Below are 22,146 nucleotides of genomic sequence, written 5' to 3'. Positions count from 1 at the left end.
AGTGCTCACACAGATTGCTTGATAAATTGTTAAAGAGCGTTGCTTCGTTGCCGAAGCGAGGTGCGCATTCTACGCTTTCCTCTGTGGCTGTCAACCGCTTTTTAATATTAATTAAGAAGAAGTTTTTGCGCCGTTAATAAAGCCTCAGGCCTTACCAACCCTGACATCGTTTCTACATCGCTTTGCAGCGCCGCTTGCCGTGTCAGTGGAGTCGCATTATAGGGATCCGCGCTGGCGGCGCAAGCGTTTTTTGAAGAAAATTGAAGTTTTTTGTTTAAGTGTTCAAAGCTTGTGCAAGAACACTTTAAAAACGCTCGGATTGTTGTTTATTCATGCAGATTTGCGAACTCTGTAGCGAATTCATCAACTTTGTTCCAATCGGTTAATTCGATATCTTGGCTTTTATCTGTGCTTCCGCCGGTCATCTTCATAATCAGTTGAATTAATAATGCTTGCCACCATGTGTATCGAGAATACAGCAAGGCGCCGGCAAACACTGCTTGAAGTTTAGGGGTCCAGGCTGCGGTTTGATTTAGCTTCTTCATATATACACTGGTTTCAGGGGTACTCTTCTCTGGCTTGCGTGCAGTTAAACATACCCCAAAAAATGCTACGGGCAGTTTGGCGAGCTGTTGTTGGTACTCAGAAAGCATTGCAAATAACTGCGGCCTAAACTTTCCGTAACGAATAGACGCACCAATAAGTACTTTGTCGTAACCTTCTAATTCAAGAGTTAGCTTACTCTCTTCTATATTGAGGTAATCTGCGCTCTCGATAGCGTCAGCTTGTTTAGCAACAATGTGTTTAGCTATCTTTAAGGTTTGCCCTTCACAGCTTGAATACAGTACCAGTAGTTTCATGATTAACTTTTCCAAAAGGCAGGTGTAAACAACACCAATAAGGTAAATACTTCTAAACGTCCAAATAGCATTGCAGTAAGCAACACCCATTTACTTGCGTCGGTAATGTCTGAGTAATGCACCGCCACTTGGCCCAGCCCTGGCCCCAAGTTATTTAAACAAGCGACCACGGCTGAAAATGCCGACAGTTCGTCCATCCCCGCCGCAATAAGCCCTAACATACAAATAACAAACACTAAGGTATATGCAGAGAAAAAGCCCCAAACTGCTTCGAGCACGCGGTCTGGCAATGCTTTGTTGGCCAGCTTAATTTGAAATACCGCTCGCGGATGGACTAAGCGTTTTAACTCGCGCATCCCCTGCAGGCTTAACAAGAATACTCGAATAACCTTTAAGCCCCCTCCCGTTGACCCTGCACAGCCGCCAATAAAACTGGAAAATACCAGTAGTACAGGCAAGAACAGCGGCCACTCTGAGAAACTGGTTGTTGTAAAACCAGCAGTAGTAGAAATGGAGACAGACTGAATAAAGGCTTGGTCTAAGGCCACAGTAGGCGAACTATAAACTTGCTGAGCAAGCAAAATAGCCACACAAATCAGGGTTAGACTCATTTGTATAAAGAAGAAAGCACGACACTCGGGATCAAGAAAATAGTACTTAAAGGTAATGGCTCGGCCATTAATGGCAGCAAAGTGTAAGGAGAAGTTAATCCCAGAGATGATAAGAAATACTGCACAAATGGTATTGATTAATGAGCTATCGAAATGGCCAAGGCTGGCGTCGTAAGTGGAGAAGCCACCAATAGCGATGGTAGAGAAAGCATGGCATATCGCATCGAACAAAGACATTCCCGCTAGCCAAAACGCCACCGAACAACTAATGGTGAGAAACAGATAGATGTACCACAGCACTTTAGCGGTTTCGGCAATTCGCGGGGTCATCTTCTTATCTTTTACTGGCCCAGGGATCTCGGCGCGATACAGCTGCATACCGCCAACACCTAGAATGGGCAGTACCGCAACCGCAAGAACAATGATTCCCATCCCCCCTAACCACTGCAGCATTTGCCGATAAAACAATATGCCTTTGGGCAGTTCTTCTATGCCTACAATAACCGTTGCACCGGTCGTCGTAAGCCCAGAGAAGGATTCAAAGAAGGAGTCGGTAATCGACATATTGGGGTTTTCGGTAAGAATAAACGGCAACGCTCCTACACTGCCTAGTACTGTCCAGAACAGCACCACAATTAAAAAACCCTCTTTGGCTTTTAATTCAGTTTTTTGATGACGTTGGGGGAACCACAACAGAAAACCGGCACTAACACACAGTGCAAATGCCGCCATAAAGGCTTTACCCGCACCATCCTTATAAACAGCCGCCACCAAGGCTGGAACAATCATAGCGAGACTAAATAGCATTACTAGAAGCCCAACGATCCTAATAATCGCTCTGATTTGCATCCGTGTCGTTTCTCTGTCTAAATAAAGTTTATGCTGTATATCTTGAAGTAAAGCGCCACACAAGACAACTTAAGACAACAGCTTACTCACGCTAATTTGCCCACTTGAGACATTAATGAGTTGCTGTCTAAAGGACTCATATTCGCTTAAGGGGAGGCTTACCTGCATTTGCGCAGAATCTGAAAACTGAGTATCCAGTTTGCTGGCTTGAAAGCGGCTAAGCAGCATTTCAACTTGGGTAGTAAAGGCATAGTCAAAGGTTAACCAACACTGACCGCTAGCCACAACCGTTTCGGTATTGACTAGTTTTAACGCCTGTTGAACGCCGCCACCATAAGCTTTAACCAAACCACCAGTACCCAACTTTATTCCGCCAGAATAGCGTACTACCACTGCCAGTATTTGTCCTAAGCCACTCCCCTGTAATTGAGCCAGCATAGGCTTACCAGCAGTGCCCGAGGGTTCGCCATCATCACTAAAGCCTAAACATTGGCTGTCGTTTGGATGACCTGCCACAAAAGCCCAACAGTGATGACGAGCTTGAGGGTGTACTTGTTTTATTTCTGCCAGCTGCTGTTGAGCCATTTGCCGATTAGCCACCGGAATAAGGTAGCTAATAAAACGACTACGTTTAATAGTTTCTTCAGTGCTAACTTGCTCAATAGGTCGTAAATAGTCGCTAGTGTGTGCTATTTCCAATTCTGCTCTCGGGTTAAGTTGTTGCAAGCTTGCGCGGTAACCACCACATTGTCCTCAATGCGAATGCCGCCAAAGCGACGCATTTCATCAACCCGTGACCAATTAATCAAGCGGGTATGCTCAGATTCAGCCAGTTCACTCAACAAACTTTCAATAAAGTACAAACCAGGTTCAATAGTTAATACATGACGCGGCTCGATGATGCGAGTACAGCGCAAAAATGGATCGTTGCTAGGAGCAGCTTGAACCTCACCATCTTCATTTAGCATAAAACCACCTACATCGTGCACCTGCAAACCCAAGTGATGTCCTAAACCATGCGGGAAAAAGCATCGAGTAATGCCTTTCTCAACCGCCGCTGCTGCGCTGCAATAAACAAACTCAAAGTCCACCAGCAACTTTGCTAGCTGACGATGGGCTTTTAGGTGTAAGTCGGTATAAGGGTGACCAGGTTTTAAATCAGCAATTAGGGCTAACTGCAATTTGTCCATCTCGGCCACCAGTTCAGCAAACAAGCCTTTTCGATAAGCGTAAGTACGGGTGATGTCTGCCGCGTAGCCACGATATTCTGCACCCGCATCAATCAATAAAGAATAATGTTGTTGTTCTGCCAATTTCTTTGCACTTAGAGCTGTGTAGTGGAGAGTGGCGGCATTTTCGTTAAGTGCAATAATGTTGGAGTACGGTAGTGAGTGTTCACTTTTCCCTAAACTAGACAAATACGCCAAGTTAATTTCAAACTCAGAGGCGCCAGCAAAGAACAAGTCCTTGGCGACTAAATGTGCTTTTACCGCTCTGCGGTTCGCTTCGCCAATGCACTCTATTTCGTAATCGGTTTTATAGGCGCGGTAGTAATGCAAATAGCTTAGTGTTGATTCGGGATTACGCTCACCAATGGCTAAGGCTTCTGCTAACTCCGGATGCTCGCCAATATAGGCGCAACGTTGCCTATTGCGGGGTAAGAACGGTTCTATATCTTGCGGGTTTGCCATCAACTTAATATTAAAGCTATCTACCCAAAAGCCTTCAGGATCCCCCGCGGCTTTAAGCCAATAGTCACTCGGTTGGTGATAAATAAGCGTGGGTTTAGTGTGACCATCAACCACTAGCCAACAATGTGGATGAGTGGTTAGTGGCAACCAATGTTTGAAATGCGGATTTGTTTTGAAAGGGTAATGCTGGTCATCAAGAAAGGTTCTAAGCGGATAACCCGAGTGAATAATCAGCGCCTCTAGATTCTCTCGCTCTAATACATCAGCCACCCGATGCTGTAGTTGCTCGATATGCTGAGTAAACAGTTGATGAATAGTTGGCATAGCACCCTCTCTACGACTATTAATTAGCTATTTAGTTATAGCGCATTTAATAAACAGATTGTTGGATCTAGAGCAGTTAATTGACGATTTCTTGCCGGAAACAAGTTGCAGTGACCCATTTGTTTTGTGCGGCTTCCGACAAAAAATTAAACAAGTGTTTTAAATGGTCGTTATATTTGTTTTAATGTTTGAGTAACAAACTGATTACAAAATTAATCTCTAACCCCTACACAAAACTGGTGCAATGTACGCCAGCTACAAGGAGAGCAGAATGATATATCAAGGCGAGAACCTCAGTGTTCGCTATATTGCCGACGGTATCGCTGAACTAACATTCGATGCCAAGCAAGGAAGTGTAAATAAGCTAGACAAAAGCACTTTAGTCTCACTGGATGAGGCCATTACTGCATTGCAGCAGCAATCAGCTTTACAAGGTTTGTTAGTAAGTTCAGCCAAAGATGCCTTCATTGTTGGTGCTGACATCACCGAGTTTTTGGGCCTATTCGCCCTACCAGAGCAAGAGTTAGCCGCATGGCTAACCAAAGCGAATGACATCTTCAATGCCCTAGAAGATTTAGCCGTTCCAACTATTTCTGCGATTAATGGTTACGCCCTAGGTGGCGGTTGCGAATTTGTACTGTCTACTGACTTACGTGTAGGCGAGCCCGGTGCGCGTATTGGCCTACCAGAAACCCAATTAGGTATTATGCCTGGCTTTGGCGGCACCGTACGATTGCCACGAGTCATTGGCGCCGACAATGCGATGGAGTGGATTACCACCGGTAAAAACTATAAGGCCGCAGCCTCTCAAAAATTTGGCATGTTAGACGCCGTAGTCCCAGCAGAGAAATTGCATGATGCCGCCTTAGCGATGTTGCAAGACGCTATTAGCGAAAAAATCGACTGGCAGAGTCGTCGCCAAGCTAAGTTATCACCACTAGCTTTAAACCAAATAGAAGCCACTATGAGCTTTAACTGTGCCAAAGGCATGGTGATAGCTAAAGCAGGCCCTCACTACCCCGCGCCGATCACCGCGGTTAAAACCATGGAAAAAGCCGCCCGTTGTGGCCGCACCGAGGCCCTTGCCTTAGAAGGCAAATACTTCATCGGTTTGGCTCAATCTGAAGTAGCCCAAGCCTTAGTCGGTATCTTCTTAAACGACCAACAACTTAAAGGCCTTGCTAAAAAAGCCTCGAAGAATGCCCAAAACATTAATCAAGCTGCTGTATTAGGCGCAGGTATTATGGGTGGCGGCATTGCTTATCAAAGCGCTAGCCGTGGCGTACCGGCAGTAATGAAAGACATTAACCAAGCGGCATTAGAGCTTGGCATGAATGAAGCCAGCAAGTTACTGAATAAGCAACTTGAGCGTGGCCGCATTGATGGCTTGAAGATGGGTAAAATTCTATCGGCCATTAACCCAAGCCTTAATTACGAAGCCATTGCTAACTGCGATATCGTAGTAGAAGCAGTAGTAGAGAATCCAAAAGTTAAAGCGGCTGTACTACAAGAAGTAGAACAAAAAGTGTCTGAAGACACCATTGTGGCGTCCAATACTTCTACCATCCCTATCTCGCTACTCGCGGAAAACCTGAGCCGCCCAGAAAAATTCTGTGGTATGCACTTCTTCAACCCAGTGCATCGTATGCCGTTGGTTGAAGTGATTCGCGGTGAGAAGACTTCACAGGAAACCATAGACAGCGTAGTCGCCTACGCCGCTAAAATGGGTAAAACCCCGGTAGTGGTTAACGACTGCCCAGGCTTCTTTGTTAACCGCGTATTGTTCCCTTACTTCTTTGGCTTTACTCGCTTACTCCAAGACGGTGCCGACTTTGTAAAAGTAGACAAAATCATGGAGAAGCAATTCGGTTGGCCAATGGGCCCTGCTTACTTACTTGATGTCGTCGGCATTGATACCGGCCACCACGCCGGCGCGGTAATGGCAAATGGCTTCCCAGAGCGCATGAGCAAAGACGGTGAAGATGCCATTGATGTGATGTACCAAGCTGAACGTTTTGGCCAGAAAAATGGCTTAGGTTTTTATGCCTACACCAAAGATCGTAGAGGCAAACCCAAGAAAGATGCCGATCCAGCCAGCTACGACTTACTCAAGCAAATTTGCAACGAACGTTACGAATACAGCAGCGAGCAGATTATTGCTCGAATGATGATTCCAATGATTAACGAAGTAGTACGTTGTTTAGAAGAGGGCATTATTCAAAGCCCTGCAGAAGCCGATATGGCACTAGTGTACGGCTTAGGATTCCCTCCTTTCCGTGGCGGCGTGTTCCGCTATTTAGATACCATGGGTCTTGATAAGTACGTAGCCTTAGCAGATAAATACGCCGATTTGGGTCCACTTTATCAAGTAACTGACGGCTTGCGCACTAAAGCAGCGGCAGGTGAAACTTACTATGGCAAACAAGGCTAATGGAGGAACATAAAATGAAAGAAGTAGTGATTGTTGATTGTATTCGAACTCCTATGGGCCGCTCAAAGAATGGCTGTTTTAGAAATGTTCGCGCCGAAGATTTGTCTGCCCAGCTAATGAAAGGCTTGGTGGAGCGTAACCCTAAGCTAGATCCAAATGACATTGAAGATGTGTACTGGGGTTGTGTACAACAAACCCTAGAACAAGGTTTCAACGTAGCGCGTAATGCGGCGCTATTGGCGGGTTTACCACATTCAACGGGTGCTGTTACCGTAAACCGTTTATGTGGTTCGTCGATGCAAGCTTTGCATGACGCCGCTCGCGCAATTATGGCCGACCAAGGTGATGTATTTATTGTTGGTGGTGTTGAGCATATGGGTCACGTACCAATGAACCATGGCGTAGACTTTCACCCGGGTATGGCTAAATCGGTAGCCAAAGCTGCCGGTATGATGGGTTTAACCGCCGAATTGCTTTCACAAATGCACGGCATTAGCCGAGAAGCCATGGATGAATTTGGTGCGCGTTCACACCGCTTAGCACACCAGGCAACCCTAGAAGGCCGATTCACTAACGAAATCTTCCCAATTGAAGGTCACGATGCAGACGGTACTTTAAAGCTAATTGAAAGCGACGAAGTAATTCGCCCTGAAACCACAACTGAAGGTTTGTCGCAATTACGCCCGGTATTTGACCCCGCCAACGGTAAAGTGACCGCCGGTACGTCTTCTGCTTTATCAGATGGCGCTTCAGCCATGTTGGTGATGTCGGCAGACAAAGCCGCCGAGCTAGGTTTAACCGTTCGCGCCAAAGTACGCTCAATGGCGATTGCTGGTTGCGATCCTTCTATCATGGGTTATGGCCCTGTACCTGCTACACAAAAAGCGCTTAAACGTGCTGGTTTAAAGGTAGAAGACATTGACCTATTTGAACTAAATGAAGCCTTTGCCGCGCAATCATTACCTTGCGTTAAAGATTTAGGGTTATTGGACCAAGTGGAAGACAAGGTTAACTTAAACGGTGGCGCCATCGCTTTAGGGCACCCACTAGGTTGTTCGGGTACCCGAATCTCCACCACCCTTATCAATCTAATGGAAGCCAAAGACGCCAAGCTAGGTGTGGCCACCATGTGTATTGGTTTAGGCCAAGGTATTGCTACGGTATTTGAACGACCATAAGCAAGCTTTAACTCAAAACTGGGAGCATTGAGCTCCCATTTTTTTTACTCACGCTCCGCAGGCATTTTTCCTAAGCCGGTTGTTTGTTATCCTTAACGCCACTTACTTCGCAAAAAATAGTACAGAGGCCCATGGTTTTAGCTAAACAGTTATTGGTTGTTGATGATGACTTAGAAATTCGTAGCTTACTTGAACAATATTTAAGTAAGTCAGGTTTTGATGTGATTAGCGCCAATGACGGTGAAGAAATGGCCAAATTGCTTGAAACCAATGACCCAGAACTGATCATTCTCGACATCATGCTGCCGGGAGATGATGGCTTCACGCTGTGTCAAAAAATTCGCCGTACTTCAAACGTGCCTATCATCATGCTCACCGCGAACTCTGACGAAATGGATCGCATTGTGGGTTTAGAGCTGGGTGCCGACGATTATATTGGCAAACCATTTAATCCGCGTGAACTACTGGCTCGAATCAAAGCCTTGTTACGACGCTCGCAAGTCACCGCAAATGCCCAACAAAACACTCGCTATATTCGCTTTGGTCAATGGCGTTTAGACAGTCAAACACAACAGCTTGAGCATGAAGATGGCGACAAGCTTGAGTTATCGAGCAGTGATTACCGCTTGTTACAGCTGTTTTTGCAACACCCTAACGAAACCCTAGACAGAGATACCATTAGCGATGCGACTCGCGGTCGCGAAAGCTTGCCTATGGAGCGCGGTATAGATGTACAAATTAGTCGTTTACGCCAGCGCCTCAAAGATGACGGCAGCCAAACTCGCTTAATTCGCACCATACGTGGCGTAGGTTATATGATGGTGACGCAAGTCAGCCATGAAGTTTAAGGCCTTTATTGAACGCATAAAGCCTAACTCGCTACTAGCGAGGATGCTGCTGTTACTGTTACTGGCCATTGGCTTAGCGCAAGGTGCCAGCAGCTTTATTTGGTTTTATCAGCTACGCCAATCAGAATCTGATGGCTTGCGCTCTACCTCGCAAAACTTGGCCTTGAGCCTAGCCTCTACGGTTACCTTTTTTGAATCGTTACCTTCTGAGTATCGACACATCGTGTTGAATCAGCTTCGTAAAATGGGCGGTACCCGTTTCTTTGTCTCATTGAACAAAGATTACATTAACATTGAATCTATTCCCGACAGCCACCGCAAAAACATTGTGATTCAAACGGTTGGCGAAGTATTACATCGAGAGCTAAGTCGCAGCCCAATGATTGATGTTGATTTTTCCATGCCTGACAAGCTGCATGTTCTTAAAAATGACATTTTGCTTAAAGATTTACCCTCTTCTTGGGCCTCACATACACTGCAAATTGAACCGCTAAATCCGCCAATCTTGGTTACTCAAATCGAACTAGAGAGTGGTGAATGGATTTACTTGGCCGCACTTTTACCCGCTCCCTATATGACGCTGCAGGACAATTTACTGCCGCAAGATCGCGTGATGTTTATCGCTCTTATGACGTTCTTCTTGCTGCTGTTTACCTTTGTATTAGTGCGTAGGCAAACTCGACCACTGCGGCGTTTAGCCAAAGCGGCTTCTCGGCTGACTATCGACTTGTTCCAGCCGCCACTAACAGAAGAAGGCAGCGACGAAATCCGTAAGGCCACTCGCGCCTTTAATACCATGCAGGGTAAATTGAAACGGTATATTGAAGATCGGGAATTGCTATTCCGCTCTATCTCACACGATTTAAAGACACCGATTACTCGTTTGCGCTTACGCGCAGAGTTATTAGACGATGATACCGTCATTGATGCCTTTAACCGTGATTTAGATGAACTGGAAATCATGGCCAAAGGCGCACTACAAACGGTAAAAGATACCGATATTCACGAAAACTTAAGTGATATAAATATAATGACTCACCTCAAACACTGCATAGAACCCTTCTCGGGTAAGGTGATTGTGTTTGGTGAGGCTCTTGAACCATACCGCGGTAAGCCCTTGGCGATTAAGCGCTGTATTAGCAACCTGGTTGAAAATGGCATTAAGTACGGCAACGACATTGAGATTTACTTACTCGATGACGATGTAGAACTGTGTTTACTGTTTGTAGACCACGGCCCTGGTATTCCAGAGGAACGGATTAAAGAAGTATTTAATCCTTATGTTCGTATCAGCAAAGATGATTCAGGCTCGGGTTTGGGCTTAGGTATTGCCCGCAATATTGCCCACGCTCACGGTGGTGATATTACTCTGCAAAACCTGCCTCAAGGAGGTTTAGAAGTAAAACTCCAACTGCCTCACATAAAATAACCACTTTGTAACAACCTGGTTACAAAAGGTTACTTTGTTATCAAGCTGTTTCATCTAGTCTATTAATTAGCCAATCGCCTGCTGTAAAGATTGGTGATTAAGGAATGGAATTCACAAAAAAATAACAAAGGCATCAATATGCGTAAATTTGCAACTCTAGCCTCTACCCTGGCACTTACTAGCGCGATTAACCTGGCATACGCAGGTGAAGTAGAAGTTTTACACTGGTGGACTTCAGGTGGTGAAGCCAAATCGGTAGGCGTACTTAAAGAAATGCTAGAAGCACAAGGTCATTCGTGGAAAGACTTTGCAGTAGCAGGCGGCGGCGGTGAAAGTGCTATGACGGTATTAAAAACCCGCGCTATTTCAGGTAACCCACCAGCGGCAGCGCAAATTAAAGGTCATGATATTCAAGAATGGGCTGATCTTGGCTTCCTGAGTAACTTGAACGACGTGGCTAAGGCAGAAAAATGGGATGAGGTTGTTCCAGCAGTTGTCACAAATGTAATGAAGTTTAACGGTGACTATGTAGCAGTACCGGTAAACGTTCACCGAGTAAACTGGTTATGGGCAAACCCAGCCGTATTTGAAAAAGCCGGCGCTAAGATCCCTACCACCATGGATGAATTTTTTGTCTCTGCTGAGAAGTTAAAAGCTGCAGGCATTATTCCGCTAGCTCACGGTGGCCAAGCTTGGCAAGACGCTACAGTATTTGAAGCAATAGCCTTAGATATACTGGGTTCAGAAGACTACAACAAAGCGTTTGTAATGCACGATGATGCAGTGCTTAGTGGCGACAAAATGGTGGAAGTTTTCACCGTATTCAAAAAAATGCGTAACTACATCGACAGTGACTCTCCTGGCCGCGATTGGAACATTGCCACCAGCATGGTGATAAATGGCCAAGCAGGCATGCAAATTATGGGTGACTGGGCGAAAGGCGAATTTATTGCTGCAGGCAAAGTACCCGGTAAAGATTTTGTTTGTTTACCAGCACCAGGCACCGATGGCCAATTTACCTTTAACATCGACAGCTTTGCCATGTTTGAGCTAAGTAATGCTGATAATGTGACTGCCCAAAAGAGTTTAGCGAAAACTATTTTAACTCCTGAATTCCAAGAGGTCTTCAACTTAAACAAAGGCTCGATTCCAGTACGTACCGATATGGATATGAGCAAATTTGATAGCTGTGCCTTGGATTCAATGGCTACCTTTAAGGCCAGTAATACCTCGGGTGATTTGGTGCCAAGTATGGCCCACGGCCTAGCCACCACGGGTTATGTACAAGGCGCTATTTATGACGTAGTAACGAACTTCTTTAACGACCCTGATGGTGACCCTAAAGAAACCGTGACTAAATTAGCGCGTGTTGTTAAAGCCGCTAAGTAAACCTACCCACTTATCTAAATAAGTATCATGCTCCGGCCAGCTGGTCGGAGCTTGCACCTGCTATTACCTTGTTAGTTTGAACATGGCGTTCGAACGAGGCTGTACTATGTTTAATACCTTGCAAAAATGGTTGCCCAAAATCATCTTGTCACCTTCAATTTTTTTGGTGACGGTATGTATTTATGGCTACGTAGCTTGGACTGGCTACCTGTCTCTAACCCACTCACGTTTTCTACCTAATTTTAAGTGGGCTGGCTTACTGCAATACAACAAACTGATGGAGAATGATCGCTGGGTTACCTCCTGCATCAACCTGCTGATTTTTGGCGTACTGTTCATTATCATTTCAATAATTTTAGGCACCTTACTGGCTATTTTGTTAGACCAAAATATTCGCCAAGAAGGGGCTATTCGTACCATTTATCTCTACCCTATGGCCTTGTCGTTCATTGTCACGGGCACGGCTTGGAAGTGGATTTTAAACCCTGGGCTGGGCTTAGAGAAGATGATGCATGATTGGGGCTGGACCAGTTTTGAATTTAACTGGCTGGTGAGCAATGACATGTCGGTGTATACCCTGGTTATTGCTGCCGTGTGGCAATCTTCAGGCTTTGTTATGGCGATGTTTTTGGCGGGCCTACGTGGCATTGATTCAAGCATTGTTAAAGCAGCACAGATCGACGGCGCCAGCATGCCCACTATTTACTGGAAAATCATCCTGCCTTGTTTACGTCCGGTCTTTTTCAGTGCGGTGATTATTACCTCGCACATCGCGATTAAGAGTTTTGATTTAGTGACCGCACTCACCTCCGGTGGGCCGGGTTACTCGTCAGACTTACCAGCACTGTTTATGTATACCCACGCCTTTACCCGCGGACAAATGGGCTTAGGTGCCGCCAGTGCGATGATGATGCTAGCCGGTGTACTCGCCATTTTAGTGCCGTATTTGTACTCAGAACTGCGTAACCGGGAGCAATAATCATGACTAAATTTTCACCGGGTCGCATCTTCATCTATTCAATATTAGTGCTATTTTGCGCTATCTATTTAATGCCGCTATTAGTAATGCTGCTTACCTCGTTTAAATCTTTGCCGGATATTCGCGGTGGCAACTTACTATCTCTACCTGAAGTATGGGTCTTTGACGCATGGTTTAAAGCCTGGGGCACTGCCTGTACCGGGGTTACCTGTGAGGGAGTAAAAGGTTATTTCTGGAACTCCTTTAAAATGGCGGTTCCTGCGGTTTTCATTTCAACCTTAATTGGAGCACTAAACGGCTACGTTATTGCGCATTGGCGCTTTAAAGGCTCAAACCTATTCTTTGCCTTAATGCTATTTGGCTGTTTTATTCCTTTTCAGGTAATTTTGCTGCCCATGGCCGCCACCTTAGGTAAGTTTGGCTTGGCTAATACCACCACTGGCTTAGTGTTTGTGCATGTTGTCTACGGTTTGGTATTTACTACTCTATTCTTCCGTAATTTTTATGTGTCGGTTCCCGGGGAGTTAGTAAAAGCCGCTAAATTAGATGGCGCAGGCTTCTTCACTATTTTCTTCAAAATTATGCTGCCTATTTCTAAGCCCATCATCATGGTGTGCATCATTTGGCAGTTCACACAAATTTGGAACGACTTCTTGTTTGGAGTGGTGTATTCGGGCTCCGATTCACAACCCATTACGGTCGCGTTAAACAACCTAGTAAATACCAGCACCGGAGTGAAGGAATACAACGTGGATATGGCCGCTGCCATTATTGCTGCGCTACCCACTCTGTTTGTCTATGTAGTAGCTGGAAAGTATTTTGTGCGCGGTTTAACCGCTGGCTCAGTAAAAGGATAAGAAACAATGGCGACCTTAGATATAAAACAACTCTACAAACGCTATGGTAAAAGTGCCCCTAATACCCTGGAAGACATTAATATCTCGATTAATGCCGGCGAGTTTTTAATTTTAGTGGGTCCCTCTGGCTGTGGTAAATCTACACTCATGAATATGATTGCTGGCCTAGAAGAAATAACTAGCGGCGACATTTGCATTGACGGAAAAGTGGTTAACGATGTTGACCCCAAAGATCGCGACATCGCCATGGTGTTTCAATCTTATGCGCTATATCCAAATATGACCGTTCGCGGCAATATCGAATTTGCCCTAAAAATTCAAAAAATGGATAAGGATGCCCGCGAGACTGAAATCACTCGAGTCGCGCAGTTACTGCAAATTGAACACCTGTTAGACCGTAAGCCTTCACAGCTCTCTGGCGGTCAGCAACAGAGAGTATCAATGGGACGCGCCCTAGCCCGCCAACCCAAAATCTATTTGTTTGACGAACCCTTAAGTAACTTAGATGCCAAACTGCGCGTAGAGATGCGCCACGAGATTAAAAAGCTACACCAACGTTTAGGCACCACCATTGTATATGTGACCCACGACCAAATTGAAGCAATGACCCTAGCCGATAGAATTGCCGTGATGAAAGACGGTCAGCTCTTGCAACTAGGTAGCCCCTCGGAGATTTATAACGATCCTGCTGATATGTTTGTCGCTGGTTTTATGGGCTCTCCTGCAATGAACTTTTTGCACTGCAGTGTTGAGCAAAGCGAACATGGCTTGATGGGCTCATTGGTATGTGACCAACAACAGCAACATCAAATTCCGCTGCCAGAGCACCTAGGAAAATATGCGGGTAAATCATTAGTGGTGGGCATAAGGCCAGAACAAATAACCCATGTGAATCCTTACAAAAAAGACAAACCCTTAGTCACCACCCTTAACTTGAAGCTCGGTGTATTAGAACCTACCGGCCCCGACACCATTGCCTTGGTAACCTTGAATGGCAAAGAAATTAGTTGCCGACTCGACCCCGATAAACCAGCAACAATGGGAGAAAACCTAAATTTAATGTTTGATCTGTCTAGCGCAGTGTATTTCGACCCGAATAACGAACAGCGCATTCGCTAAGTATTTGTTGCACCACTCCCTTTAGTTATCCCTGCAATAAAGAGGTTTCGGCCTCTTTTCTTTTATCTGAACATCACTCTCTACAAGTTAAGCTGTCAATCGTCAATGCTGACAGCTGCCACTTTTCAACCAGCTGTTATACAATGACAAAGTAGCAAAAAGAGACCACGTTTGATGAGCAATAACACAGAATTTAGCCAAGCCGATCACCAATTAAATGCTTTGGGCCTGCGCTGTCCAGAACCGGTGATGATGGTGCGCAAAGCCATTCGTAACATAAATATCGGCGAAACCTTGCTGGTGCAAGCCGACGATCCGTCCACCACTCGTGACATGGTAAGCTTTTGTGAGTTTATGGATCACACCTTAGTGGCCAAAAAAACTGACCAAACTCCCTTTCAATATTTGATCAAGAAAGGTAGTTAGCCGAGTTTGTTTCAAAAAAGTCTAATTTATCAGCGATTCCCGATACAACAGCACTAGGGTCTGCCTGCGTGCTAGGGTATACTCCGTCAGTTATAAAACCGATTATTTTTCATACGCGCGACACTAAAATCATGCATAAATACGATATTAAAACCTTTCAAGGCCTTATTTTGGCCCTGCAAGACTACTGGGCTCGTCAGGGCTGTGTTCTTGTTCAACCTTTAGACATGGAAGTAGGTGCAGGCACCTTTCATCCGCAAACATTTTTGCGCTCTATCGGTCCAGAACCGATGTCGAGTGCTTATGTACAACCATGTCGTCGTCCAACCGATGGCCGTTATGGTGAAAACCCTAACCGCTTGCAGCATTACTACCAATTTCAAGTAGTGATGAAGCCTTCTCCAGATAACATTCAAGAGTTATACCTAGGTTCATTAGTCGAACTAGGCATTAACCCTGAAGTTCACGATATCCGCTTCGTAGAAGATAACTGGGAATCGCCAACTTTAGGTGCTTGGGGCCTTGGCTGGGAAATTTGGTTGAACGGTATGGAAATTACTCAGTTCACTTATTTCCAACAAGTGGGTGGCTTAGAGTGCTCACCAGTAACCGGTGAAATCACCTACGGTTTAGAGCGCTTAGCGATGTACATTCAAGGCGTAGATAGTATCTACGACCTAGTATGGACCGACGGCCCAATGGGTAAAGTGACCTATGGCGATGTGTTCCACCAGAACGAAGTTGAGCAATCAACCTACAATTTTGAACACGCCGACACTACTGCACTATTTGCACAATTCGATCAGTGCGAAAAAGACAGCCAACAATTAGTTGAAGCAGGTTTACCTTTGCCCGCTTACGAACAAGTAATGAAAGCCTCACACGCCTTCAACCTACTTGATGCTCGTCATGCTATCTCGGTCACCGAACGCCAACGCTACATTTTGCGCGTTAGAGCGTTATCAAAAGCCGTAGCGGAAACCTATTACAGTGCACGAGAAGCGCTTGGTTTCCCTTTATGCAAAGACAAGAAGTAACGGAGGCAGCATGAGTAACGAGAACCTATTAGTAGAAATCGGCACCGAAGAGTTGCCACCAAAAGCCTTACGTGGCTTGGCTGAGTCTTTTAAAAGCAATGTACAACAAAGCTTAGAAAAAGCTGGTTTTGAGTTTGATAGTATTGAATGGTTTGCTGCGCCTCGTCGCCTAGCGCTTTCTGTTCAAGCTTTGAATGAAAAAACACCCGATAAAGTCGTAGAAAAACGCGGTCCAGCCATTAGCAGCGCATTTGATGCTAACGGCAATGCCACTAAAGCAGCCGATGGTTGGGCACGCTCAAATGGCATTACCGTTGAACAAGCCGAACGACTAAAAACCGACAAAGGCGAATGGCTACTGCATAAGGCTGAAATTAGCGGCCAAACTATTTATCAATTGTTCCCAGATATTGTTGCAGATGCCTTAGCAAAATTACCTATCCCTAAACCAATGCGTTGGGGAGCTAAATCGATTCAATTCATTCGCCCTGTACATACTATTACTATGTTGTACGGAGAGAAATTAGTTCAAGGCAATATTCTTGGTATCGAATCTGCTCGCACTGTGCGCGGCCACCGTTTTATGGGCGATGCTGAATTTGAACTAAACCACGCCAACGATTATGTTCAACAGTTAGACCGTCGCGGTAAAGTGATAGTTAACTACGAACAGCGTAAAGCGATTATTCGTGAACAAATCGAAGCTGAAGCTGCCCGCGAAGGCGGTGTAGTAGAAATGGATGAAGCACTACTTGAAGAAGTATGTTCATTGGTTGAGTGGCCAGTAGCTATGGTAGGTAGTTTTGAGGACAAGTTCTTAGACGTGCCTGCTGAAGCGCTTATCTACACCATGAAAGATAACCAGAAATACTTTCCAATTTTAGATACCAAAGGTAACTTATTACCGCGCTTTATCTTCGTATCTAATATTGTCAGCAAAGATCCTCAACAAGTAATTGTTGGTAACGAAAAAGTGGTTCGCCCTCGCCTAGCCGATGCCGAGTTTTTCTTTAATACCGACAAAAAGTCACGTTTAGACAGCCGTTTAGATAAGCTTGCTAACGTGGTATTCCAACAAAAACTTGGTAGCTTATTAGATAAGGCTAACCGCGTTTCTGAATTAGCAGCACAAGTTGCAGGCGAAATTGGTGGCGATAGCCAGCACGCTCAACGTGCAGGTTTGTTATCAAAAGCTGATTTAAACAGCGAAATGGTTCTTGAGTTTCCAGATATTCAAGGCGTTATGGGCATGTATTACGCCAAGTTCGACGGCGAGCATGAAGATGTCGCTAATGCCTTAAATCAGCAATACTGGCCGCGCTTTTCAGGCGATAAACTGCCTGAGTCCAAGGTGGCATCAGCAGTCGCGATTGCCGACAAACTAGATACCTTGGTGGGTATTTTTGCCATTGGCCAACTACCAAAAGGTGATAAAGACCCATTTGCTTTGCGCCGGGCAAGCTTAGGTATTATTCGTATCATTCAAGACAAAGGTTTTGAATTAGATTTAGATACGCTAATTAATAGTGCACTGCTGTTATTGCCGCTTGAACTTAGCCAAGATCAACAAGCCAAGGTTCATACTCAGCTTATCGAGTTTATTTATGCTCGCCTACGCGCGATGTACCTCGAGCAAGGTATTGATGCCAGCGTGATTACCGCCGTATTGGAACGTAAACCAACTAAGTTGGCGGACATTGAGCAACGCATTAAGGCGGTAAGCCACTTCCGTTCTTTAGATCAAGCCCAAGCATTAGCGGCAGCCAACAAACGAGTGTCTAACATTCTGGCGAAAAACCCAGACTTTGTTAAACCACAAGTTGACGCTAGTTTGCTTCAAGAGCCGCAAGAACAAGCCTTAGCATCTGCAGTTGATTCGATGGCTGTTACGCTAAAACCTTTGCTTGAAAAAGGCGATTATCAACAAGCACTAATCGAGCTTGCCAACTTACGCGATGTTGTAGATAACTTCTTCGATAACGTGATGGTAATGAGCGAAGATGACGGACTAAAAATTAACCGTTTAAGCCTGCTAAATTCACTTCGTCAGCTATTTTTAGAAATTGCAGACATCTCAGTGATTCAGTAGCTTCACAGCTAATTGGTGTAATAAAAAAGCTATCTTCTAAACAAGGAGATGGCTTTTTTTGATCTAGTTAACCCTTTTAATAAAATTAGCTAAATCTTGAAATCCTTTTCAGCATAGTAGTGTGAGCTTGGCACGTTTTTTCTGGGCTAGCTTCGATATAAATAGGCTCGAGTTCAGCTCATTACGTAATGTTTGTCTGCAAAGACAAAGGAAAGCTATAAAAATATAAAGGAATTGGAAATGCTTAAGAATTTAATGAAAGCAGGTGTGCTAGCACTAATCACCATAGTAGCAGCTGGTTGTGCTTCTAGCGGCGGCGACAGTAAATTAACTCGTGACGTATATCTACGTGGCGTATTCACTTGGTGGGATGCGGCTCCAGAATACAAATTGATGCCTGTAGAAGGTAAGAAAAACGTATGGTCAGCTACTTCATCTGTTGATGAGCCTTTAATTGCTGATGGCCAACCGTACGAGTGGAAATTTGGTGATGCTGCATGGCAGTGTGGTACTAACTTTGGTTTCCTAGCTGGTGAAGCTGAAATTAAAATTGGTGACCGTCGCCAGTTAAACAAATGTTCAGCATTTGATAACTTCAAATTCACTCCAGAAGTTGATGGCGTATACCGCTTCTACTTAGACTGGTCAGAAGAGATTCCTGTAACTTACGTAGAAAAAGTTGAAATGTAAGCCTTAGCTTTTCTATTCAAAGCCCCCTATGAGGGGGCTTTTTTGTTTCTGTCGGTCACTAACAAAAACTATATGGATGTAAAAAAATGCAGCAATTCATTAAACCCGCTCTGCTCGGCTGTTTAGTCAGTATGGCTATAGCCGGTTGCTCTTCGCCTCAAACAGGCAATAGCACCAGCGCAGCCAGTAGTTCAAGCGAAGCATTAAGCCAAAGCGCGCAATGTCTACAATGGGATGGTCAGCCCGTATCTGTGGATGTAAGCAGCAGCTTTGAAGAAGGTACAGCCGTAAGAGACTTTTACAGCGGCCAAATGAGCACTGTATATCAAGGTAAAGTCACCTTTACTCCCGCACCAGAAAGTGGAGGTTTACTGTTACTCGAGTCAGTCACTAAAAAAGCGGATGAGTTTAGTTGGGATAGCGCATCTGTTTATTTTGTGATGACCGATCGCTTCTACAATGGTAACCCTGGCAACGACAATAGCTACGGCCGCAGTAATGACGGCAAAAATGAAATTGGTACTTTCCATGGTGGTGACATCGCGGGCTTAAGTAAAAAGCTCGATTATATTGAAGACTTAGGCATCAATGCCATTTGGATTACCGCTCCTTACGAACAGATTCGCGGCTGGGTTGGCGGTGGTATGCGTGGCGACTTTAAGCATTATGGGTACCACGGCTACTATGTACAAGACTACACAGTAATGGACCAAAACATGGGTACCGCTGAAGAGTTTAAGCAGTTTGTTGATGATGCTCATGCTCGTGGCATACGCGTGGTAATGGACATTGTAATGAATCACACCGGATACGCGACCTTAGGCGATATGCAAGAGTTCGGTTTTGGTGCGACTCAAGAATATGATGTCCCCATTGAAACCTACTTAGGTGAGAAGTGGACTAACTGGACTCCAGGTAAAGGCGAAACTTGGCACAGCTTTAACGACTACATTGATTACGGTGCGAGAACAGAATGGGTTAAGTGGTGGGGACCAGAGTGGGTTCGTACTGATATTTCAGGCTACCCAAATCCAGGCCCAAGTGATTTAGAAATGTCTTTGGCTTACTTGCCAGATTTCAAAACTGAATCAGACAATGTAGTAAGCCTACCTCCTTTCTACAAAAACAAGCCCGATACAAAAGCAGTAGAAATTCCTGGTGCAACAGTTCGAGATTACCTAGTTACATGGTTGTCTGATTGGGTACGTGAGTACGGTATCGATGGCTTTCGAGCTGATACCGTGAAACACGTAGAACCAGAAGCGTGGATGGAACTAAAACTGGCTTCAAGCAAAGCCTTTAGCGAGTGGAAACAAAACAATCCCGATAAAGTACTAGATGACAGTGACTTTTGGATGACTGGTGAGTTCTGGGGGCAAGGCCTTAATAATTCAAAGCTATTCAATAGCGGCTTTGATTCACTCATCGACTTTACTTACCAAACAGATTTAGCTAAGCAAGGCATGAACTGCTTCACTAACATGCAAGACGGCTATCAGCGTTACGCAGACGTACTTGGTAAGCGAGATGGCAAAGTATTGAGTTACGTCTCATCTCACGATACAAAACTTGCCTATGGCAGCATCAGCAAAGATCTAGAGCAACAAAAACAATTGGGCTCTGCTTTCTTACTCATGCCAACAGCCATTCAAGTATACTACGGTGATGAAACTGCTCGCGAGAAAGGACCACGCAGCTCAGATAAACATCAAGCGACCCGTTCAGATATGAATTGGGAGCAATTGAATGATGAGCAACGTTTAGCCGTCCACAATCACTGGCAAAAATTGCTTCAATTCCGTAAGCGTCACCAAGCAATTGGCGCAGGGGAGCATAAACAGTTGAATACCGCTCCTTACGTATTTGAACGACGCAAAGGTGATGATGCAGTAGTGGTAGTTTATGTAGGACAAGCAGCTAACTAAAGCGATACTCACAACATATATTTAAGCGGCTTAGGCCGCTTTTTTTATATCTATTTCCTCTTTGATGAACTAATCAACCTAGAACAACTGGGCTAATTGCCATTAGAAAGCAATCTTTGTTATGGTGACGCCTATATAGAAAAAGGTGTGTTATGACATATTCAGATTTTGGCAATAAATTCACTCGCCATGCAGGCATCACTCAGCTTATGGATGACCTTGATGAAGGTATTCGGGCGGGCGATGAGATGATCATGCTTGGCGGTGGCAACCCAGCTCAAATACCAGAAATGACCGAAATTTTTGAGCATCATCTTCGTAACGGCTTAGATAACAAGAGCTTGCTCAGCGCGCTATGTAATTACGACGCCCCTCAAGGAAATAAGGCATTTATTTCTAACTTAGCTGAATTTCTAAGCAATGAATTCCACTGGAACATAAAAAGTGAGAACATTGCCTTAACGAATGGTAGTCAAAGCGCATTTTTTTACCTTTTCAATCTATTTGCTGGAAAAGGTAAAAACAACAAGAAGGTCCTGTTTCCCTTAGCACCTGAATATATCGGTTACGAAGACAGCGGCATAGACGAAGACCTATTTATTGGCAACAAACCCAACATTGAATATTTGGATAAGCGACAGTTTAAGTACCACGTTGATTTTGACCACCTACATCTAGATCAAAGCATTGGGCTAGTCTGTGTTTCTCGGCCAACCAACCCTACTGGCAATGTCATTACCGATGATGAAATTAGCAAACTATCGGTACTAGCCAAGCAACATGGCGTGCCACTGCTTATCGACAATGCTTATGGCCTGCCCTTCCCTAACTTGGTGTTTACCGACGAAGCTACGCCATTTTGGGATGACAATACGATTTTATGTTTGAGCTTATCGAAGCTTGGATTACCAGGCACCCGCTGCGGTGTTGTAATAGCCAAGCCAGAAACTATTAAGGCGGTGAGTAATTTATCTGGGATTATTAATTTGTCTCCCGGTGGTGTTGGCCCTGCATTAGCGAATGAGATGCTTAAAGACAATAGCCTACTAGATGCCAGCAACAACATTATTCGCCCTTTTTATCAGCGTAAATCTCAGCAGGCAATAAATTGGTTACAAGCGGCAATACCCTCAACCAAATTCAAGATTCATAAATCAGAAGGTGCAATGTTTTTATGGTTATGGTTCGAAGGTTTAGCCATCAGCGATAAAGAGCTGTACCAAGCACTTAAACAGAAAGGTCTATTGATTGTACCTGGTAGTTATTTCTTCCCTGGTGTGAGTAATAGCTGGCGACATACTCAAGAATGTATTCGACTTAATTTCGCCCAAAGTGAAGCCAACGTAAAACAAGGCATTGAAATACTCGCCTCAGTCGTTAATCCTCTACTCGAGGATTAAACACTAAAAAAGGG

Annotated in this window: 18 protein-coding genes; 14 read left to right on the top strand and 4 right to left on the bottom strand. The window is 44.8% G+C overall.

What is annotated here, in order from left to right:
- Positions 1–326 precede the first annotated feature (326 nt).
- The 4 genes from hemG to pepQ all read right to left on the bottom strand — a co-directional run bounded on the left by hemG (position 327) and on the right by pepQ (position 4,335).
- The gene (gene hemG, locus FFR00_RS11775) at positions 327–860 is read right to left on the bottom strand and encodes a menaquinone-dependent protoporphyrinogen IX dehydrogenase (protein WP_137673597.1); all 534 of its coding nucleotides are present in this window, start codon (positions 858–860) and stop codon (positions 327–329) included.
- A gap of 2 nt (positions 861–862) precedes the next feature.
- Positions 863–2,320, bottom strand: a complete 1,458-nt coding sequence (locus FFR00_RS11770; protein WP_137673596.1) for a TrkH family potassium uptake protein — start codon at positions 2,318–2,320, stop codon at positions 863–865.
- 69 nt (positions 2,321–2,389) lie between these two features.
- Positions 2,390–3,019 carry a YigZ family protein gene (locus FFR00_RS11765; RefSeq protein ID WP_137673595.1) on the bottom strand — a complete coding sequence of 210 codons (630 nt, stop codon included), beginning with the start codon at positions 3,017–3,019 and terminating at the stop codon, positions 2,390–2,392.
- A complete protein-coding gene (gene pepQ / locus FFR00_RS11760; RefSeq protein WP_137673594.1) occupies positions 3,010–4,335 on the bottom strand; it encodes a Xaa-Pro dipeptidase in 1,326 nt (441 codons plus the stop codon). Before pepQ ends, FFR00_RS11765 begins: the two co-directional genes overlap by 10 nt.
- 271 nt (positions 4,336–4,606) lie before the next feature.
- Here pepQ and fadB point away from each other — a divergent pair, with 271 nt between their 5' ends.
- From fadB to FFR00_RS11690, 14 genes are all read left to right on the top strand, one after another.
- Positions 4,607–6,766, top strand: coding sequence for a fatty acid oxidation complex subunit alpha FadB (gene fadB / locus FFR00_RS11755; RefSeq protein ID WP_137673593.1), 2,160 nt, complete (start codon positions 4,607–4,609; stop codon positions 6,764–6,766).
- A 14-nt stretch (positions 6,767–6,780) separates the two neighbouring features.
- Positions 6,781–7,944, top strand: a complete 1,164-nt coding sequence (gene fadA, locus FFR00_RS11750; RefSeq protein ID WP_137673592.1) for an acetyl-CoA C-acyltransferase FadA — start codon at positions 6,781–6,783, stop codon at positions 7,942–7,944.
- A gap of 131 nt (positions 7,945–8,075) precedes the next feature.
- On the top strand, positions 8,076–8,792 hold the full coding sequence (locus FFR00_RS11745; protein ID WP_137673591.1) for a response regulator: 717 nt from the start codon (positions 8,076–8,078) through the stop codon (positions 8,790–8,792).
- Positions 8,782–10,221, top strand: a complete 1,440-nt coding sequence (locus FFR00_RS11740) for an ATP-binding protein (protein WP_137673590.1) — start codon at positions 8,782–8,784, stop codon at positions 10,219–10,221. Before FFR00_RS11745 ends, FFR00_RS11740 begins: the two co-directional genes overlap by 11 nt.
- Before the next feature lie 138 nt (positions 10,222–10,359).
- Positions 10,360–11,610: an ABC transporter substrate-binding protein gene (locus FFR00_RS11735; protein ID WP_137673589.1), complete on the top strand. Its 1,251-nt coding sequence runs from the start codon at positions 10,360–10,362 to the stop codon at positions 11,608–11,610.
- A gap of 106 nt (positions 11,611–11,716) precedes the next feature.
- Positions 11,717–12,589, top strand: coding sequence for a carbohydrate ABC transporter permease (locus tag FFR00_RS11730; protein WP_201798740.1), 873 nt, complete (start codon positions 11,717–11,719; stop codon positions 12,587–12,589).
- A gap of 2 nt (positions 12,590–12,591) precedes the next feature.
- Complete coding sequence (locus FFR00_RS11725; RefSeq protein ID WP_137673587.1) at positions 12,592–13,446, top strand: carbohydrate ABC transporter permease; 855 nt, start codon at positions 12,592–12,594, stop codon at positions 13,444–13,446.
- Positions 13,447–13,452: 6 nt separating this feature from the next.
- A complete protein-coding gene (locus tag FFR00_RS11720; protein WP_137673586.1) occupies positions 13,453–14,565 on the top strand; it encodes an ABC transporter ATP-binding protein in 1,113 nt (370 codons plus the stop codon).
- 174 nt (positions 14,566–14,739) lie between these two features.
- Positions 14,740–14,991: a sulfurtransferase TusA gene (gene tusA / locus FFR00_RS11715; RefSeq protein WP_137673585.1), complete on the top strand. Its 252-nt coding sequence runs from the start codon at positions 14,740–14,742 to the stop codon at positions 14,989–14,991.
- 131 nt (positions 14,992–15,122) lie between these two features.
- Entirely contained in the window at positions 15,123–16,028 is a 906-nt protein-coding gene (glyQ, locus tag FFR00_RS11710; protein WP_137673606.1) for a glycine--tRNA ligase subunit alpha, read from the top strand.
- 10 nt (positions 16,029–16,038) lie between these two features.
- A complete protein-coding gene (gene glyS / locus FFR00_RS11705; protein WP_137673584.1) occupies positions 16,039–18,117 on the top strand; it encodes a glycine--tRNA ligase subunit beta in 2,079 nt (692 codons plus the stop codon).
- A gap of 240 nt (positions 18,118–18,357) precedes the next feature.
- The gene (locus tag FFR00_RS11700) at positions 18,358–18,807 is read left to right on the top strand and encodes a hypothetical protein (protein WP_137673583.1); all 450 of its coding nucleotides are present in this window, start codon (positions 18,358–18,360) and stop codon (positions 18,805–18,807) included.
- 86 nt (positions 18,808–18,893) lie between these two features.
- Entirely contained in the window at positions 18,894–20,732 is a 1,839-nt protein-coding gene (locus FFR00_RS11695) for an alpha-amylase (RefSeq protein ID WP_137673582.1), read from the top strand.
- Positions 20,733–20,884: 152 nt separating this feature from the next.
- The gene (locus tag FFR00_RS11690) at positions 20,885–22,132 is read left to right on the top strand and encodes a valine--pyruvate transaminase (protein WP_137673581.1); all 1,248 of its coding nucleotides are present in this window, start codon (positions 20,885–20,887) and stop codon (positions 22,130–22,132) included.
- Positions 22,133–22,146: the final 14 nt, after the last annotated feature.

The sequence above is a fragment of the Agarivorans sp. Toyoura001 genome (assembly GCF_005405585.1).
GTDB lineage: Bacteria > Pseudomonadota > Gammaproteobacteria > Enterobacterales > Celerinatantimonadaceae > Agarivorans.
The sequence above is the reverse complement of the archived record's forward strand: the minus strand, read 5'-3'. Positions and strand labels throughout refer to the sequence as shown.

Excerpts from the sequence above, each read along its gene's own strand:
- FFR00_RS11730 (WP_201798740.1), top strand. The coding sequence starts at position 11,717 with ATGTTTAATACCTTGCAAAAATGGTTGCCCAAAATCATCTTGTCACCT.
- FFR00_RS11720 (WP_137673586.1), top strand. The coding sequence starts at position 13,453 with ATGGCGACCTTAGATATAAAACAACTCTACAAACGCTATGGTAAAAGT.
- FFR00_RS11690 (WP_137673581.1), top strand. The coding sequence starts at position 20,885 with ATGACATATTCAGATTTTGGCAATAAATTCACTCGCCATGCAGGCATC.
- glyS (WP_137673584.1), top strand. The coding sequence starts at position 16,039 with ATGAGTAACGAGAACCTATTAGTAGAAATCGGCACCGAAGAGTTGCCA.
- hemG (WP_137673597.1), bottom strand. The coding sequence starts at position 860 with ATGAAACTACTGGTACTGTATTCAAGCTGTGAAGGGCAAACCTTAAAG.
- FFR00_RS11695 (WP_137673582.1), top strand. The coding sequence starts at position 18,894 with ATGCAGCAATTCATTAAACCCGCTCTGCTCGGCTGTTTAGTCAGTATG.
- glyQ (WP_137673606.1), top strand. The coding sequence starts at position 15,123 with ATGCATAAATACGATATTAAAACCTTTCAAGGCCTTATTTTGGCCCTG.
- FFR00_RS11735 (WP_137673589.1), top strand. The coding sequence starts at position 10,360 with ATGCGTAAATTTGCAACTCTAGCCTCTACCCTGGCACTTACTAGCGCG.
- FFR00_RS11770 (WP_137673596.1), bottom strand. The coding sequence starts at position 2,320 with ATGCAAATCAGAGCGATTATTAGGATCGTTGGGCTTCTAGTAATGCTA.
- fadB (WP_137673593.1), top strand. The coding sequence starts at position 4,607 with ATGATATATCAAGGCGAGAACCTCAGTGTTCGCTATATTGCCGACGGT.
- FFR00_RS11745 (WP_137673591.1), top strand. The coding sequence starts at position 8,076 with ATGGTTTTAGCTAAACAGTTATTGGTTGTTGATGATGACTTAGAAATT.
- FFR00_RS11700 (WP_137673583.1), top strand. The coding sequence starts at position 18,358 with ATGCTTAAGAATTTAATGAAAGCAGGTGTGCTAGCACTAATCACCATA.
- FFR00_RS11740 (WP_137673590.1), top strand. The coding sequence starts at position 8,782 with ATGAAGTTTAAGGCCTTTATTGAACGCATAAAGCCTAACTCGCTACTA.
- FFR00_RS11725 (WP_137673587.1), top strand. The coding sequence starts at position 12,592 with ATGACTAAATTTTCACCGGGTCGCATCTTCATCTATTCAATATTAGTG.
- pepQ (WP_137673594.1), bottom strand. The coding sequence starts at position 4,335 with ATGCCAACTATTCATCAACTGTTTACTCAGCATATCGAGCAACTACAG.
- fadA (WP_137673592.1), top strand. The coding sequence starts at position 6,781 with ATGAAAGAAGTAGTGATTGTTGATTGTATTCGAACTCCTATGGGCCGC.
- tusA (WP_137673585.1), top strand. The coding sequence starts at position 14,740 with ATGAGCAATAACACAGAATTTAGCCAAGCCGATCACCAATTAAATGCT.